We start from the raw sequence: 16,566 nt of genomic DNA, 5'->3' as shown, positions 1-16,566 counted from the left end.
TCAGCCCTTCAGTCCCGACCGGGAGACGCCCTCGATGATGTAGCGCTGGCTGACCACGAAGAGGATCAGCACCGGGACGCTGGCCAGCGTCGCGCCGGCCATGATCACGGGATAGTTGATGTTGTACGCGCCCTGCAGCGTGCCCAGCCCGGGCGGCAGCGTGAAGTTCTCCGGGCTGAACAGCACGTAGACCGGCCAGATGAAGTCGTTCCAGTTGGTCAGGAAGCTGATCACGGCGAGCGTGGCGAGGGCCGGCTTGGACAGCGGCAGGATGACCTTGGTGAAGATCTGCCAGGAATTGGCGCCCTCCAGAACCGCGGCCTCCTCCAGCTCCCGGGGCAGCCCGAGGAAGAACTGGCGCAGGAAGAAGACGCCGAACGCGCTCGCGGCGCCGGGCACGATCAGCGCCCACAGGGTGTCGAGCCAGCCGAGCCGGTCGATGATGAGGAAGTTCGGGATGATCAACGTGAAGATCGGTACGAACAGCGTCGCGATGATCAGCGCGAAGACGATCCGCTTGCCCCGGAAGTCCATCCTGGCCAACGCGTACGCGGCCATCGAGGCGACCGCCAGCACGAGCAGCGCCTGCCCGCTCGCCGCCAGCAGGCTGTTGAGGAACCAGCGCAGCACCGGCGTCTGCGAGTTACCGGCGAACAGCGCGTCGTAGGCGCTGGTGGTGGGTTCCTGCGGGACGAGGGTGGGCGGCACCCGGGTGGCCTCGTCCGCGGTCTTGAAGGACGTGATGAGCATCCACACGACCGGGGCGATGAACAGCAGGCTCAGCCCGCCGAGCATGGTGTACCAGGCGATTCCTCTGACGCGGCCCATGGCTCAGTCCTTCGTCCGGAAGAGGCGGAACGTGATCATGCTGATCAGCAGCAGGGCGAGGGTGAGCAGGTAGCTCATCGCCGCGGCGCTGCCCATCCGGTAGCTGCGCAGGCCCTCCTCGGCGATGTACATGATCGCCGTACGGGTCTCCACGCCCGGCGCGCCCTGGGTGATCAGGTACGCCTGGCCGAACATGTTGCTCGACGCCAGGATCGTGTTGATCACGACGAACAGCAGCACCGGCCGTAGCCCCGGCAATGTGACGTTGCGGAACTCGGCCCACCGGCTGGCGCCGTCCACCTTCGCGGCGTCGTACAGCTCCCGCGGGATGTCCTGGAGGCCGGCGAGATAGATGACGGCGTTGAAACCGAGCGTCCACCACACCGTCACCCCGACCAGCGACACCCAAGCCCACGGCAGGCCGGTCGTCCACGCCGTGTCGTCCGGCAGGCCGACCGCGCCGAGCAACGCGTTGACCGCGCCGAGGTTCGGGTCCAGCAGGAAGCGCCAGAGCACGCCGATGACCGCGACGCCCAGCACGTACGGGGCGAAGTACACCGCCCGAAAGAAGGTACGCCCGCGGAACGAACGGTTCAGGATCAGCGCGATGCCGAGCGGTACGGCCACCAGCAGGGGCACGCTGCACACCGTGAAGATCGCGGTGGCCTCCATGCTCTGCCAGAAGAAGTCGAACACCGGCGAGCTGCTGCTGAACAGGGCCTTGTAGTTGTCCAGCCCCACGAACGGCTTGCCGGGCAGCAGGTAGTCCCAGTCGTGCAGGCTGATCCAGAGCCCGTAGGCGGCCGGCACCAGCGTGAACGTCACGAACAGCAGCGCGTACGGCAACAGGAACAGATACGGGGTGAGGCCCGCCCCCCGCCGCGACGCCGCCTTCACGGGCGTCGCGGTCGAGGAGGCGGTCTCCTGCAGGACGTCGACCACGCCGATCAGCCGCCGTACTTCTTGCGGTTCTGCTCCAGGATCTGCGCCGCCTTGGCGGCCGCGTCGGCGAGGGCCTTGCCGGGCTCCTTGCGCAGCAGGATCGCCTCGTTGATCGCCGTGTCGATGGTGGCCATCGCGTCGGGGATTCCCGGCACGGACGGCGGGAAGTGCAGGTTGTCGATCTGCGTACCGATCGCGGCCTGCTCCTTGAGCCCCTTGAACTCCGCGCCCTCGCGGATCTCCTTGCGGGCCGGCACCTGGCCGCCCTTGGCCCACTCGATGGAGTTCTTGCTGACGAAGTTGATGAACACCTTGCCGGCCTGCAGCTTGTTCTGGTCGGGGGTGCGCTGCTTGAACTGCACGAAGTTGTGCGAGCCGGCCCAGGCGGCCGGCTGCGAGCCGATCGTCGGCAGCGGGCTCACGCCCCAGTTCAGGCCCTTGACCGCCTTGAGCGTGTTGATCGTCCAGATGCCGTTCCAGTTGAAGGCGGCCTTGCCGTTCTGCAACGCGATCAGGTCGGCGTCCTGGGCCACGTTCTTCGGGCTGTAGCCGTTCTTCACCAGGTCGACGAGCCAGGTCAGCGCCTGCACGCCGGGCTGCTCGGCGTACAGCGGCTTGGTGGCCTGCTCGTCGAACAGCTGGCCGCCGTACTGCCAGGTCAGGGACTCGAACTGCATGGTCCCGGTGAAGGGGAACGGGGTCGCCCAGTGCCCCTGGACGCCCTTGCTCTTCAACGCGTCCAGGGCCTTCATGTATTCATCGTTGTTCTTCGGCGGGTTCTGCGGGTCGAGACCCGCCTTCTCCATGACGTCCTTGTTGTAGAACATGCCCAGCGGGTGCACGTCCAGCGGGATCGCGTACCGCTTGTTGTGGTAGACCCCGGCCCGCCACACCGGCGGGGAGAAGTCCTCCTCCTTGAGCTGCAGCGACGCGGCCAGGTCGTCCAGCGGCAGGACGACACCGCGCGCGGCGTTGGTGGCGACCTGCTCGACGTGCATGATGCCCAGGTCGGGGCCGTTGCCCGTGGAGACCGCGGCGGGGACCTTCTGGTAGTAGTCGGCCCACTCGTACACGTTCATCGTGACCTTGATGTTGGGGTTCTCGCTGTTGAACCGGTCCACCAGGGACTTCATCACCGGGCCGTCGCCGCCGGTGAAGCCGTTCCAGAAGGTCAGCGCGACGTTCGGTCCGGTGTAGGCGGTCGAGGCGGGCTGGGCGTTCTTCCCGCCCCCGACGACCGGGTTGGGGCCGTCGTCGCCGCAGGCGCCGAGCAGCACGGCGCCGCCGGCGCCTACGCCGAGCCCGAGCAGGCCGCGGCGGGAAAGGTGTGGTTTCACGGTTTCTCCTCGGGGGTGAAGCGGAGGGCGTGCCAGGAGACGGCGGGAAGGAGGACGGTCGCTCGCCCGCCGTCGAGGGCGGGCATTTTTTCGGTACGGGGACAGACCCGATCAGGCGCAGCGGCGGAATTGACGATTCCCGGGTCGGCGCCGGCGAGCTCGATCCGCTCCCCGCCACGCAACCCGGGAAAGGCCCGCAGGTCGAGTTCCACCGCAAGCTCCTCGGTGCCGCGGTTGACCGCGAAGATCGTCAGCTCGCCGGCGTCGCAGGTCGCGACCGCATCGAGCACGGGCACGTCGCCGAAGGCACCGGTGGCCATCGTGGGTGCGGTGACGGCCGCCCGCAGCACGGTCCCCCGGGCCAGGCGGGCGGTGTGCGCGAACGGGTGGAAGATCGTCTGCCGCCAGGCCGCACCGCCGGGCTCGGTCCGGATCGGCGCGATGACGTTGACGAGCTGGGCCTGGCAGCCCACGGTCAGCCGGTCCGCGTGACGCAGCATGCTGATCAGCAGATTCCCGACCACCATCGCATCCGTGACCGTGTAGTCGTCCTCGATGAGCGGCGGCAGCTCCTCGATCCCCCGGTCCTCCGGCTCGGTGAAGCGCGACTGGTACCAGACGTTCCACTCGTCCAGCGCCAGGTTGATCCGCTTACGCCGGCGCAGCTTGGCCCGTACGTGGTCGGCGGTGGCGAGCACATCGTCCACGAACCCGTCGAGCCGTACGGCCGACGCGCGGAAACTCGCCTCGTCCTGCGTACCGGGGTCGAAGTAGTGATGCAGGGACAGGTAGTCGACCTGGTCGTACGCCTCCTCCAGCACCGTCGCCTCCCACGCCGCGAAGGTCGGCATGTCGGCGTTGGAGCTGCCGCAGGCGACCAGCTCGATCGAGGGGTCGACGCGCCGCATCGCGTGCCCGGCCCGCGCGGCCAGCCGGCCGTACTCGCGCGCGGTGAGCGAGCCGATCTGCCAGGGCCCGTCCATCTCGTTGCCCAGGCACCAGAGCCGGATGTCGTGCGGCTGCCCGACACCGTGCTTGCGCCGCAGATCGGCCGCCGCAGTGCCCTCCGGCACGTTGCAGTACTCGACCAGCTCGGCGGCCTCGGCGATGCCCCGCGTCCCGAGGTTGACCGCCATCATCGGGGCGACCCCGGCCTGCTCGGCCCACCGCATGAACTCGTTGAGCCCGAACGCGTTGCTCTCCAGCGCCCGCCAGGCCAGGTCGAGCCGGCGCGGCCGGTCGCCGACCGGGCCGACGCCGTCCTCCCACCGGTAGTTGGAGACGAAGTTCCCGCCGGGATAGCGCACCAGGGTGACCCCCAGCTCCCGGACGAGCTCCAGCACGTCGGTCCGCAGGCCGTCCGCGTCGGCGCGGGGGTGGCCGGGCTCGTAGATGCCGGTGTAGACGCAGCGGCCCATGTGCTCCACGAAGGAACCGAAGAGCCGCGGGTCGACGTCGCCGATGGCGAAGGCCGGATCAAGGGTCAGTCGGGCGGTCACGTATCACTCCCGTCACGCCGGTGTGTGTCGTCTCACAGGTTTACAACGTTGGAACCATCGTTGTAAAGCGCTGGACACACGGTTGTCACGGTGATGACCATGGATCGGGATGGTTTCTGCGCGGCTGCCCGGGTTGACCCTTTACCACCTGGGCGAACGGGCCCTTCCTCGCTCACCGGCGGCAGGTCGCAGACCGGGGCCGCGTCACGCTTTCGTAGTGCGCGGCCATACCGCCCTCTTCACGACCGCGCCGAGCGCAACACCAGCGCAGCAGTTCCGCGCAGCGACACCACGCGCCGCGCCACAACACCACTGCGGCCGCTTCCGCGCAGCGAACACCACGCCCCGCGCCACAACACCACTGCGGCCGCTTCCGCGCAGCGAACACCACGCCCCGCGCCGCAACACCACTGCGGCACTTCCGCGCAGCTACACCATGCCCCCGCGCCGCAACACCACTGCGGCGCTTCCGCGTAGCGAACACCACGCTCCGAGCCGCGCCGCCGTGATGCTTCGGGGCGGCGATACCGCCATGATGCTTTCGGGCGCGACATGACCGTGACGCTCTCGGGCCGCGACGTCACTCAGAGCGACGGGAAATGCGGCGCCTGCGGGACCCCTGTAGCAGGAGGGGTCCCGCGTCCCGGGTGGAGTCGAGCCCGTGAGACCGATGCCGGGACTTCGCCGAACACCACCCACTGTGGCGACCGCACCCCGATCACGCAACCCCTGACCTGCCGTTATTCGGCACACAGTAGATCTTGATGAACAAGGACGGCTGATCGGAACGCTGGCCTGCGCGATGTTCATCAAGATCGATTGACAGGTCGTGAACATCGAGATGCCCGCGCACGCCCTCACGGGGCGTACGAAGACGCTAAGAAGTTCTGTAGCGCATGGACGGCATCGTGGGGTAGCAGCCGCGGCGTCGTGACTTCCCCTGCGCAGAGCCCGAGCCGCGCCCGCCGGTCTCCTCCGGCGGGCGTGGCTTCCTCTCAGGAAGGTGAGACCGATGACGAGTCCGATGTGCCTGCCCGAGCGCGACCCGCGCCCACGCCGTACGACATGCGGGCCCGTGCGCACCCGCGTCAGATCCGGTGCGGGACCGCGCGCAGCCCTCATCGTCGTGATCATTTTCGTGACGGCGGCGTTGCCCCTGGCCTTCATCGCCTCCGGCATGTCGCCCACCGCGGCCGTGTCCACGGCCGGCGCGATCGTGGCTTTCGCGATCGGGGCCACGCACCAGATCCTCGGCCTGATCCCGGCGCCCGGGCGCCGCGCCGTGACCCGGCCGGTGACTGCCTGAGCGCTCCCACGATGACGAGCAGGAGTACAACGCCGCGGTCGCGGCCGAAGCCGGCGTGGGAGAAGCTGGCGCCCAAGAAGTTTCAGCCCATTCCCGACGACGCGCCCGCCCGGGAGCTCGGCGAGTACATGCGGGCCATGGTCCGCGACGCCGGCATCAGCTTGGACCGCTTCGCCGCCGCGGGTGGCATGGCCAAGAACACGTTCACCACCACGATGGACGGTCGCTCCAAGGGATGGGAATCGGTCGAGAACTGGATCAAGGCGTACACCAACGCCTACCGGGCGCCGTACACCCGGCAGATGGAGGACCTCCGCCGCTACTTCGACATCGGTCGCGAGCGTCATCTGGCCGCCCTGCGACAGGCTCGGGCGGCGAAGGCCGACAGGGCCACCGCACCGCCCGCTCCCTCGCCTGCACCGCCGGGCCCCGTCGACGCCGCAGCAACCCTCCCACCCCTGTACGCCCAGCGCCTGGTCGCCATCTCGATCAAACTGCCCAAGCGCACGCCCGGCGCCGGCATAGACCCGGTCGGGGAGCGGTTCCTGGAAGGCGACGAGATCCTGGAGCGCGTCCGCTACCTCAAGCAGATCCGACGAGCCCGCGAGCTCGGTGCGGCGAGTCGCCTACGCGCACCTGCCCGGCCGGTGCGGAAAGGTCGGCCGGCCACGGGCCACGAGCCGGTGTGGTTCGACCTGACCAGCGCCGTCGCCGCGGCCGGCGTCGGCACCCGACCGAAAGACGCGCCACCCCACGGCGAAGAGCTTCCGACAGTGCCATCGCCTGCCGCTGCGGCGGCCCTCCACGAGAGATCACCTCGCCGGCACGCGGGCCTGCGACGCCGGGGGCACCTACCCGAACCGCTCCACGGCTGGTTGCTGGCCGCGTACCCCCTGCTTCTGATCGTCGCGGGCATCGCGATCATCGCGACTTCCGCCTCGCTGTTCCTGGCCGGCGCGGCCGCCGTCACCGTCGGCGTCCTCGTTCTCCTGATGCGACTCGGCCTGCGAGACGGTTACTGGTAACCGGCCACCGGCCCCGGCTCGTGGCGTCACCCGCCTCGGCTGCGAGGAAGCCCGGAGATCCCGGCACGCAGCCGGACGGGGTCACCGCCGCGGACCGCCCGGAGCACAATCGCGCTCTCCGGTCGACCGGCCCAGCGTGCTCTCGCGCGGGACGAGCCGGTAGTCCACCTTCAGCTCCCGCGGCGGCCCGGCCGGTTCGGCGTCCGGACGGGTCTCCCCCAGGCGTTCCGCCAGCAGGTCCACGGCCAGGCGGGCGATGCCCGCGGTGTCCGGGGCGATCGTGCTCAGCGTCGGCGTGCTGAACCGGCCGTCCTCGATGTCGTCGAAGCCGATGACAGCGATGTCGCCGGGGACCGACAGGCCGCGGTCCAGCAGCGTGCGGATCGCCCCGAGGGCCAGTACGTCGTTGAAGCAGAACACCGCGTCCGGGGCACCGGCGGGGCCGTCGAGCAGCCGGGCCATGGCCGCCGCCCCGTCGGCCCGGTGGAAGCTGTTCACCTCCGCGATCAGGGCCGGGTCCTCAGGCAGCCCTGCCCCTTCCAGCGCCGCGCGGTAGCCCGCCAGGCGCTGGTGGGCGGTCACAGCCGAGGCCGGGCTCTGGGCGCCGATCGCGGCGATCCGTCGCCGGCCGAGTGCGGCGAGATGGGTGGTGGCGTCGGCGGCCGCGGCGGTGTTGTCGATCGCCACGTGGTCGGCGGGGCCGTGCCACACCCGCTCGCCCAGCAGCACCATCGGGGTGTCGCCGGTGCTGGTCAGCTCCTCGCCGGCCAGCGCCAGCGGGCTGAAGATGAGGCCGTCGATGGCGTGCCGCCGCAGGCCCGCGACGAGGTTGCGCTCGCGGTCCTCGTGGCCGTCGGTCTGGTCGATGAGCACGGTCCAGGACCGGCGCTCCGCGGCCTGGACGATGAGCCCGGCCAGCTCCGCGAAGTACGGCGTCTGCAGCTCGGGCACGGCCAGCGCGATCACCCCGGACCGGCCGCTGCGCAACTGCCGTGCGGCGACGTTGGGGACGTAGCCGAGGTCGTCGATCGCCTGCTGCACCCGGGCCCGGGTCTCGGGGGAGACGTGCACGTAGCCGTTCACCACGTTCGAGACCGTCTTGATGGACACGCCCGCGCGTGCGGCCACGTCCTTCAAGCCCGGTGGCACGGACCCCGCCCTCTCGTCCCTCTCACCCGGCCGCCCGCGCCGTCAGGCTCGCGGCGGCTCTTGCCGGTCGCCCGCCCGGCTCGCGCCGGACGGGCTGGGCCGGTGTGCGTTCAGGCAGCCTCGATGATCATGCCGGCGCCGACCGTACGGTTGGTCGTCTCGTCGATCAGGATGAAGCCGCCGGTGGTGCGGTTGCGCCGGTACTCGTCCGCGAGCAGCGGCACCGTGGTGCGCAGCTTGACCCGGCCGATCTCGTTGAGCGCCAGCCCCGAGGCGTCCTCGTCGCGGTGCAGCGTGTTCACGTCGAGCCGGTACTGCAGGCCGCGCACGACCGTACGGGCCGTACGCGTGGTGTGCTTGATCGTGTACTTGGCGCCCACCCGCAGCGGCGCGGTCTCGTCCATCCAGCAGATCATCGCCTCGACGTCCTGGGCGACCGCCGGGGCGTTGTGCGGACGGCAGATCATGTCGCCGCGCGAGATGTCGATCTCGTCGGTCAGCCGCACCGTCACCGACATCGGCGGGAACGCCTCGTCGACCGGGCCGTCGGCGGTGTCGATGGCCGAGATCGTGCTCGTCATGCCGGACGGCAGCACCATCACCTCGTCGCCGGGCTTGAGCACGCCCGACGCGACCTGGCCCGCGTAACCGCGATAGTCGGTGACCGTGGTCGACTGCGGGCGGATCACGTACTGCACCGGAAAGCGGACGTCGACCAGGTTGCGGTCCGACGCGATGTGCACGTGCTCGAGGTGGTGCAGCAGCGACGGGCCCTCGTACCAGGGGCTCTTCTCCGAGCGGGAGGCGATGTTGTCGCCCTCCAGCGCGGAGATCGGGATGATCGTCAGGTCCGTGATGTCCAGCTTCGCGGCGAACGAGGTGAACTCGTCGGCGATCCGGTCGTAGACCTCTTTGTCCCAGCCCACCAGGTCCATCTTGTTGATGCACAGGACCAGGTGCGGCACCCGCAGCAGCGAGGTGAGGAAGGCGTGCCGGCGGGACTGCTCGACCAGGCCCTTGCGGGCGTCGACGAGGATCAGCGCGAGGTCGGCCGTCGAGGCGCCGGTGACCATGTTGCGGGTGTACTGGATGTGCCCCGGGGTGTCCGCGATGATGAACTTGCGCCGCGGCGTGGCGAAGTAGCGGTACGCCACGTCGATCGTGATGCCCTGCTCACGCTCGGCGCGCAGGCCGTCGGTGAGCAGCGCCAGGTTGGTGTACTCGTCGCCGCGCGCGGCGCTGACCGCCTCGACCGCCTCGAGCTGGTCCGAGAAGAGCGACTTGGTGTCGTACAGCAGCCGACCGATCAGGGTCGACTTGCCGTCGTCGACGCTGCCCGCGGTGGCGAACCGCAGCAGGTCCATGTTGCGGGCGGCGGCCGCCTCGGTCTCCAGAACTGCCTGACTCATCAGAAGTAGCCTTCCCGCTTGCGGTCTTCCATCGCCGCCTCGCTGACCTTGTCGTCGCCCCGGGTGGCGCCGCGCTCGGTGATCCGGGTCGCCGCCACCTCGTCGATGACCTTCTCGACGGTGTCGGCGTCGGAGAGCACGGCGGCGGTCTGCGACGCGTCGCCGACCGTGCGGTAGCGCACCCGGCGGGTCTCGACCGTCTCGCCGTCCCTCGGGACGATGAACTCGTTGACCGCGTAGAACATCCCGTCGCGCTCGACGACCTCACGATCGTGGGCGTAGTAGATGCTCGGCAGCGCGATGCGCTCCTTGGCGATGTAGTGCCACACGTCCAGCTCGGTCCAGTTGGAGAGCGGGAAGACCCGGATCGACTCGCCCGGGTGGTGCCGGCCGTTGTAGAGCGACCACAGCTCCGGGCGCTGGTTCTTCGGGTCCCACTGGCCGAACTCGTCCCGGAAGCTGAACATCCGCTCCTTGGCGCGCGCCTTCTCCTCGTCGCGGCGCGCGCCGCCGAAGAGGGCGTCGAAGCGATACTTCTCCACCGCGTTGAGCAGCACCGGGGTCTGGATCCGGTTACGGGTGCCGTCGGGAAGCTCACGCACGAGGCCGGAGTCGATCGCCTCCTGCACGCTGGCGACGACCAGGTTCAGACCGAGCTCGGAGACGCGGTTGTCGCGATACTCGAGCACCTCGGGGAAGTTGTGGCCGGTGTCGACGTGCATGACCGGGAACGGGATGCGCGCGGGCGCAAAGGCCTTCTCGGCCAGCCGCAGCATCACGATCGAGTCCTTGCCGCCGGAGAAGAGCAGCACGGGCCGCTCGAACTCGGCCATGACCTCGCGCATGACGAAGATGCTCTCGGCTTCGAGGGCATCGAGATGCGATACGCGGTAGGGCTTCGCCTGACTCACAGGGTCCCAGCCTTTCGATTCCGTGCGTGTGCAGAGGGTCAGGTTAGCGGGAGATGACGCTGCAGCGCTGCAAGCAACCGAGGGGCGAGATCCTTGCGGCAGACGACCAGGTCCGGCAGTTTCGGATCGGCCTGGTTGTATTTCAACTCACTTCCGTCGATTCGGGAAGCGTGCAGTCCCGTGGCCGACGCCACAGCGACGGGCGCGGCGCTGTCCCACTCGTACTGGCCGCCCGCGTGCACGTAGGCGTCCGCCTCGCCGCTGATCACCGCGGCGATCTTCACGCCGGCCGAACCCATCGGCACCAGCTCCGCGCCGATGTCCTCGGCGAGGGCGGTGACGAAGGCCGGCGGGCGGGTGCGGCTCGCGGCGATGCGGATCGGGCCACCGGTGGTGGCGGCCAGGGGCAGCGGCGGATACGCCGGGGGGTGGTCGGTGGCGAGCGTACGGTGCTGCGCGGGCATCGCCACGGCACCGGCGGAGAGGCAGCTCGGGCTGGAGCAGTCGGCGGTCCAGAGCGCGACGTGCACGGCCCAGTCGGTGCGCCCCTCCTCGGAGAACTCGCGGGTGCCGTCGAGCGGGTCGACGATCCACACCCGGGAGGCGTCGAGCCGGTCGGGTCGCACGATGCTGTGCTCGCCGTCCTGCCACGCGACGCGCGAGTGGTCGTCCTCCTCCGACAGCACGGCGTCGGCGGGGCGCCAGCGGGCGAGCTCCGTACGCAGAAGATCGTGGGCGGCCTTGTCCCCCGCGGCCTTGAGCGCCTTGCCGTCGGCGTGACCCATGTCCGCTCGGACCTGGAGCAGCACCTGGCCGGCGCGGTCGGCCAGCCAGCGGGCGAAGGCCGAGTCGTTGACCGGCGGCGTGCCCGCGGACTCCGGCTCACGCTGACCCGCTATGCGCGCCGACGTCCCTGTCTGCTCGCTCATCGCTCTCCTCATCAAACTCAGTACGCTCCCGACGACCGCACCACCGCGGTCATGGTCCGCAAAAGGATCACCAAGTCCAAACTCAGGGACCAGTTCTCCACATAGCGCAGGTCCAGCCTGACCGCCTCCTCCCACGGCAGGTCCGAACGTCCGGATACCTGCCAGAGGCCCGTCATGCCGGGTTTGACCGCCAGGCGCCGGCGCACGTCGTCAGCGTAGGCGGCCACCTCCGACGGCAGCGGCGGCCGTGGCCCGACGAGCGACATCTGGCCCAGGAGGACGTTGAGAAGCTGAGGGAGCTCGTCCAGCGAGAGCCTGCGCAGCCACCGTCCGACCGGGGTGACGCGGGGGTCGTCGCGGATTTTGAAGAGCACACCGTCGTGCTCGTTGAGGTGCCGGAGCTCGGCGAGCCGGGCCTCGGCGTCGACGTACATGCTGCGGAACTTGAAGATCCGGAATTCGGACCCGTCGCGCCCGACCCGTACCTGACGAAAGAGTACCGGTCCGCGCGAAGTGAGCCGGACGCAAAGTGCGACGGTTAACAGCAGCGGACCGAAGATGACCAGGAGAAAAAGGGCGCCGAACCGGTCGAACAGATCTTTGACGACGCGCGCGCCGCCGTGCAACCGCGGGTGCTCGACGTGCAGCATCGGCAGGCCGTCGAACGGGCGGATCGTCGTACGCGCCCCGGCCACGTCGATCAGCGCGCTCGCCACGATCAGGTCCACGTCGTCGCGCTCCAGCCGCCAGGCGAGCCGGCGCAGCGCGACACCGTCCAGCTCCGGACAGCTCAGCACCACCACGGTGTCCGCATCCGCGGCATCGACAGCCGTCGTCACGTCGTCGAAGGTGCCATACACCGGCAAATCCACTACGCCGTCATGATCGGGCGGTAAGCACGCGCCGACGACCTCGAGGCCGTGGTAGCGCTCGCGGCGCAACTGCCGGGTGATGCCGATGACGGAAAGCTCGTGCCCCACCACCAGGACGCGGCGCAGGCTCTCCCCCCGCGCCCGTTTCACGTGCAGCCGCTTGCGCAGGGCGAAGCGCAGCACCACGGCCGAGACGATCGCCGTCGGCAGGGCGGCCAGGACGTACGACCGGGCCAGGTCCAGCTCCAGGGCGTACGACACGACGGCCGAGGTCGCGATCAGGCCGACGCCGCCGCGGAACACCCGCAGGTACTCGTCCGTGCCGACGAACAGGAACCGCCGCTCGTACGCCCGGCTCACCACCAGCACGGCCAGCAGGGCCACCGGCAGCAGCGCCGACAGCAGCAGGTACCACCGGTTGTACAGGGTCACGTCGTCGCCGAAGCGCAGGGCGAACGTCACCGCGCCCGCGGCCACACCGGCGATCAGGTCGCAGAGGACGAGCGCGCGCACGTACCGGCGTTCCCAGCGCTGGCGTCGCGACATTGCCGCGTGCTTGCCGCGTACCCGAACGAAGGGCCGGGCGGCCGGACGGGCCGCAGCCGACCGATTCGGCCGCGCCGACCAGTGGCGGTCGGCCGCCTGGTTCTTCGCCCGCTCCTCGGCCAGCCGGCCACCGGCACCCGCCTGCGGCGGACCGTTGTCCTCGTCACCGGCAGGCCGGGCGGGCGCCGGAATCTTGCTGTTGCGGCCCCGCTCCCGGTGCGGCAGGGGCCGATGAGGGCGAGGTCCGTGATTACCCGGCGGGTGATTGGCCGGCCCGAAGTTCTCCGGTACGTCCGTACGGGCGGCATCCGATCCGTTCCGCCGCTGAATCGTCGGCAGGACCACCGTCGGTTCGTCCAGTGTCGCCTTCTGGCTTCCGGACAGGTCCTGTGTCACCCGAACCTCCCCCGCGCCGTCGATTCATCCGCACCATTTCGGTGCGCTATGTGCCCAACGCGTTAAAGGCAGGCGGCGTCACGGGACCGATAGACGGACAAAACGGTCCAAACGATCTATCTCATCCGGCCACGCCGATTCAACTTCCGTGGTATTTGTTCTGGGCCCATTCGACGCCCTCGAGCACCACGGCCTCGGTCACGTCCGCCGCCCGGTCGACCAGGAACTCCAGCTCCTTGCGCTCCACCGAGGAGAAGTCGGAGAGCACATAGTCCGCCGGATCCTGCCGTCCGGGCGGCCGCCCGATGCCGAAACGGACCCGGGCGTACTCCTTGCTGCTCAGCGACTTCGACATCGAGCGCAGGCCGTTGTGACCACCCTCACCGCCGCCGCGCTTCACGCGGATCTGCCCGTACGGCACGTCCAGCTCGTCGTGAACGGTGATGACGTGCTCCACCGGCACCTTGTAGAACTGCGCCAGCGCGACCACGGGAGCACCGGACAGATTCATGTACGTCAGCGGCTTGGCCAGCACCAGCTTCGGACCACCGAACCCGAGCCGCCCCTCGGCGACCTCGGCGACCGCGCGCTTGTGCCGCCCGAACTTCCCGCCGACCCGGGAGGCCAGCAGGTCCGCCACCATGAAACCGACGTTGTGCCGGTTGCCCGCGTACTCCCGGCCGGGGTTGCCCAGGCCGACCACCAGCCAGGGTGCGTCCTCGGTCATGCAGGATCTCCTCCACGAAAAACAGGGAAAGTGCCGAGCGGCACTTTCCCTGTTCGGCGCTTGCTAGGTCAGCTGGCGGCTTCCTCGGAAGCGTCGCCATCGGCGGCCTCGGCGGCGGCGCCCTCACCGGTGTCGCCCTCCATCTGCTCGGCGGTCTGCGCCTGCGAGACGATGGCGATCACGTGCTCCGGCTCCACGGCCAGCTCGGTGCCGGCCGGCAGCGTCACGTCACCGGCGGTGACCTGCGAACCGGCCTCCAGACCCTCGATCGAGACCTCCAGGGCGGCCGGCACGTGCAGGGCCTCGGCGGTCACCGAGAGGGTCATGCTCTCGGACACCACGAGCGTGTTCTTGGCGGCCTCGCCCACCAGCGTCACCGGGACGTCGACCTGGACCTTCTCGCCACGCTTCACGATGATCAGGTCCACGTGCTCGTACGTGTCCTTGATCGGGTCGCGCTGGATCGCCTTCGGCAGGGCCAGGGTGGCCCCGGTGCCGCCGGCGACGTCGATCGCGAAGACCTGGTTGAGACCGCCGTGCCGGATGGCGGCGGCGAACTCACGCGCGGGCAGCGCGATGTGGACGGGGGCTTCGCCGTGGCCGTACAGCACGGCAGGCACCAGGCCGGCCCGGCGCGTGCGGCGGGCACCACCCTTGCCGAACTCGGTACGGGGCTCGGCGCTGATCTTTACCTCGGACACGGGGAAACTCCTGAAATTCTGGATCGGGCTGCGTCAAAGTCGGCGGGCTTCGGGCGGTGTTCGGCGGGGGCCGAGCTCGGTTGGTGCTCAGTGCTCGGTAAGGGGCGCACGGGGCACAGGCCCGGAGCACCGCGTCGATCACGGTGCCTCAAGCGAACTCCGCAAACCTGCAGCAGACCGCGTGGCACCCTCGCCGTGGCAACCGCACCAGCTTACCTGCCGCGCACACGTGCTGACCGGCGGGTCCCGTCACCTGACTCTTCTTGCCAAAAGTTCACCCGACCGATGCAACTTGCAGCCCCCGCCCAAGCCGCCGTCAGGACACGGCCCGGTGGCCCATCCCCGTCCCCGGCGGGGGTCCCGGCACCGCCCGAATCGCCCGAATCTCGTCAGACAGCACCGCCGGCAAGCTTCGTCCGCCAGCTCGACCGGCAACAGCAGATCGCCCGCCCGGGACGAGGCAGTTTGGCCCGGCCGAGACGACCCCGAGGAACTCGCGGGCCCGACGTCGAGGCAACCGCACGGCGTCGTCCGGGCCGTCGGCACCGCCAGCGTGGCCCGGCCGAGACGACCCCAAGGAACTCGCGGGCCCGACGTCGAGGCAATCGGCCCGCCCGGGACGACCCCGAGGATTCCCGCGGCCGGGCAGACGTCGAGGCAGCCCGGCCGGGACGACCCCGAGGAAATTCCCGCGGCCGGGCAGACGTCGAGGCAGCCCGGCCGGGACGACCCCGAGGAAACTCGCCCGGCCGGGAAGACGCCGACGAAGCCGGACCGCGGACTGAGCGAAGGCCGCCGTTACGGCAGGCGGCGCCGTCCTCACCAGGGTGGGCCGCCCCTCAATGCGCGGCAGCCGCTATCCCCGAAGCCCGACCACAACGGCTTCGGGGGATGGGATGGCCCACCCAGGGATCAAGCCTGACCGCCCGGAGTGGGTCATCCCACCCCCCGAAGCCCCAGCGTCAGCGCCCCGAAAGGGAGCGAAGCGTCAGCTCAAACCACCGAACAACGTCGTCACAGACCCGTCGTCGAAGACCTCACGGATAGCCCGAGCCAGCAACGGCGCGATCGACAGCACCGTGATCTTGTCCAGCCGCTTCTCCGGCGGGAGCGGCAGCGTATTGGTCACCACCAGCTCGGAGATCCGGCTGTTCTTCAACCGCTCCGTCGCCGGATCCGACAGCAGCGCGTGCGTCGACGCCACGATCACGTCGGCCGCACCGGAGTCGAAGAGGATGTCGGCGGCCTTCGCAATGGTGCCGCCGGTGTCGATCATGTCGTCGACGATCAGGCAGACCCGGCCCTCGACCTCGCCGACCACCCGGTTGGCCACCACCTGGTTGGGCTTCAGCGGGTCACGGGTCTTGTGGATGAACGCCAGCGGGCAGCCGCCCAGCCGGTCGGTCCAGCGCTCCGCCACCCGCACCCGGCCGGAGTCCGGCGCGACCACGGTCATCGGCCGGCCCGCGAACTTCTTCTGCACGTGCTCGGCGAGGATGTCCATCGCGAACAGGTGGTCCACCGGGCCGTCGAAGAAGCCCTGGATCTGCGCGGTGTGCAGGTCCACGGTCAGGATCCGGTTCGCGCCCGCGGTCTTCAGCAGGTCGGCGACCAGGCGGGCCGAGATCGGCTCCCGGCCGCGGTGCTTCTTGTCCTGCCGGGAGTACGGATAGAAGGGCAGCACGACCGTGATCCGCTTGGCCGACCCCCGCTTGAGGGCGTCGATCATGATCAGCGTCTCCATGACCCAGCGGTTCACGCCCTCGGTCACCGACTGCACCACGAAGGCGTCGGAGCCGCGCACCGACTCCTTGAACCGGACGAAGATCTCACCGTTGGCGAACTCGTACGAGTCCGACGGCGTCGGCGCGACGCCCAGCACCTGGCCGATCTCCTCGGCCAGCTCCGGGAAGCCTTGCCCGGAGAAAAGCATCAAACTCTTACGGTTCTCCGCGACGATGCTGCCCATGGGCTCGTCCGCTCCCGAGA

14 protein-coding genes are annotated in these 16,566 nt (G+C 69.7%); 2 read left to right on the top strand and 12 right to left on the bottom strand.

Annotation, left to right across the window (positions count from 1 at the left end):
* The 4 genes from ACIBO8_RS04380 to ACIBO8_RS04365 are packed head-to-tail and all read right to left on the bottom strand — an operon-like array spanning nucleotide 1 to nucleotide 4,606.
* Complete coding sequence (locus ACIBO8_RS04380) at nucleotides 1–828, bottom strand: carbohydrate ABC transporter permease (RefSeq protein WP_396113631.1); 828 nt, start codon at nucleotides 826–828, stop codon at nucleotides 1–3.
* Between the two features lie 3 nt (nucleotides 829–831).
* Complete coding sequence (locus ACIBO8_RS04375) at nucleotides 832–1,770, bottom strand: carbohydrate ABC transporter permease (RefSeq protein ID WP_396113630.1); 939 nt, start codon at nucleotides 1,768–1,770, stop codon at nucleotides 832–834.
* A 5-nt stretch (nucleotides 1,771–1,775) separates the two neighbouring features.
* Nucleotides 1,776–3,107: an ABC transporter substrate-binding protein gene (locus ACIBO8_RS04370; RefSeq protein WP_396113629.1), complete on the bottom strand. Its 1,332-nt coding sequence runs from the start codon at nucleotides 3,105–3,107 to the stop codon at nucleotides 1,776–1,778.
* Nucleotides 3,104–4,606 carry an alpha-N-arabinofuranosidase gene (locus ACIBO8_RS04365; protein ID WP_396113628.1) on the bottom strand — a complete coding sequence of 501 codons (1,503 nt, stop codon included), beginning with the start codon at nucleotides 4,604–4,606 and terminating at the stop codon, nucleotides 3,104–3,106. The genes ACIBO8_RS04370 and ACIBO8_RS04365 overlap by 4 nt, the downstream gene beginning before the upstream one ends.
* Before the next feature lie 1,012 nt (nucleotides 4,607–5,618).
* On the opposite strand from ACIBO8_RS04365, the gene ACIBO8_RS04360 reads away from it, so the two are divergent.
* Nucleotides 5,619–5,912, top strand: a complete 294-nt coding sequence (locus ACIBO8_RS04360) for a hypothetical protein (RefSeq protein WP_396113627.1) — start codon at nucleotides 5,619–5,621, stop codon at nucleotides 5,910–5,912.
* A gap of 11 nt (nucleotides 5,913–5,923) precedes the next feature.
* Nucleotides 5,924–6,937, top strand: a complete 1,014-nt coding sequence (locus tag ACIBO8_RS04355) for a hypothetical protein (RefSeq protein ID WP_396113626.1) — start codon at nucleotides 5,924–5,926, stop codon at nucleotides 6,935–6,937.
* Between the two features lie 81 nt (nucleotides 6,938–7,018).
* Here ACIBO8_RS04355 and ACIBO8_RS04350 read toward each other — a convergent pair whose 3' ends face one another.
* From ACIBO8_RS04350 to ACIBO8_RS04315, 8 genes are all read right to left on the bottom strand, one after another.
* Nucleotides 7,019–8,086, bottom strand: coding sequence for a LacI family DNA-binding transcriptional regulator (locus ACIBO8_RS04350; RefSeq protein ID WP_396113625.1), 1,068 nt, complete (start codon nucleotides 8,084–8,086; stop codon nucleotides 7,019–7,021).
* 110 nt (nucleotides 8,087–8,196) lie between these two features.
* The gene (gene cysN / locus ACIBO8_RS04345) at nucleotides 8,197–9,495 is read right to left on the bottom strand and encodes a sulfate adenylyltransferase subunit CysN (RefSeq protein WP_396113624.1); all 1,299 of its coding nucleotides are present in this window, start codon (nucleotides 9,493–9,495) and stop codon (nucleotides 8,197–8,199) included.
* Nucleotides 9,495–10,406, bottom strand: a complete 912-nt coding sequence (gene cysD / locus ACIBO8_RS04340) for a sulfate adenylyltransferase subunit CysD (RefSeq protein WP_396113623.1) — start codon at nucleotides 10,404–10,406, stop codon at nucleotides 9,495–9,497. Before cysD ends, cysN begins: the two co-directional genes overlap by 1 nt.
* Before the next feature lie 38 nt (nucleotides 10,407–10,444).
* Nucleotides 10,445–11,335, bottom strand: coding sequence for a 3'(2'),5'-bisphosphate nucleotidase CysQ (locus tag ACIBO8_RS04335; protein WP_396113622.1), 891 nt, complete (start codon nucleotides 11,333–11,335; stop codon nucleotides 10,445–10,447).
* A 17-nt stretch (nucleotides 11,336–11,352) separates the two neighbouring features.
* Entirely contained in the window at nucleotides 11,353–13,149 is a 1,797-nt protein-coding gene (locus tag ACIBO8_RS04330) for a sugar transferase (RefSeq protein ID WP_396113621.1), read from the bottom strand.
* Between the two features lie 139 nt (nucleotides 13,150–13,288).
* Complete coding sequence (gene pth, locus ACIBO8_RS04325; RefSeq protein ID WP_396113620.1) at nucleotides 13,289–13,876, bottom strand: aminoacyl-tRNA hydrolase; 588 nt, start codon at nucleotides 13,874–13,876, stop codon at nucleotides 13,289–13,291.
* Nucleotides 13,877–13,944: 68 nt separating this feature from the next.
* The gene (locus tag ACIBO8_RS04320; protein WP_396113619.1) at nucleotides 13,945–14,577 is read right to left on the bottom strand and encodes a 50S ribosomal protein L25/general stress protein Ctc; all 633 of its coding nucleotides are present in this window, start codon (nucleotides 14,575–14,577) and stop codon (nucleotides 13,945–13,947) included.
* A 988-nt stretch (nucleotides 14,578–15,565) separates the two neighbouring features.
* Nucleotides 15,566–16,546 (bottom strand): ribose-phosphate diphosphokinase, encoded by a 981-nt coding sequence (locus tag ACIBO8_RS04315; RefSeq protein ID WP_396113618.1) that lies wholly within the window; start codon nucleotides 16,544–16,546, stop codon nucleotides 15,566–15,568.
* Between the last annotated feature and the right edge of the window lie 20 nt (nucleotides 16,547–16,566).

The organism is Actinoplanes sp. NPDC049681, from assembly GCF_044465265.1.
GTDB lineage: Bacteria > Actinomycetota > Actinomycetes > Mycobacteriales > Micromonosporaceae > Actinoplanes.
Note: the sequence above shows the minus strand (reverse complement) of the source record. Positions and strands in the feature narration are given on the sequence as shown.

Coding starts and splice junctions, on each gene's coding strand:
- ACIBO8_RS04380 (WP_396113631.1), bottom strand. CDS start 828: ATGGGCCGCGTCAGAGGAATCGCCTGGTACACCATGCTCGGCGGGCTG.
- ACIBO8_RS04360 (WP_396113627.1), top strand. CDS start 5,619: ATGACGAGTCCGATGTGCCTGCCCGAGCGCGACCCGCGCCCACGCCGT.
- ACIBO8_RS04355 (WP_396113626.1), top strand. CDS start 5,924: ATGACGAGCAGGAGTACAACGCCGCGGTCGCGGCCGAAGCCGGCGTGG.
- cysN (WP_396113624.1), bottom strand. CDS start 9,495: ATGAGTCAGGCAGTTCTGGAGACCGAGGCGGCCGCCGCCCGCAACATG.
- ACIBO8_RS04335 (WP_396113622.1), bottom strand. CDS start 11,335: ATGAGCGAGCAGACAGGGACGTCGGCGCGCATAGCGGGTCAGCGTGAG.
- pth (WP_396113620.1), bottom strand. CDS start 13,876: ATGACCGAGGACGCACCCTGGCTGGTGGTCGGCCTGGGCAACCCCGGC.
- ACIBO8_RS04315 (WP_396113618.1), bottom strand. CDS start 16,546: ATGGGCAGCATCGTCGCGGAGAACCGTAAGAGTTTGATGCTTTTCTCC.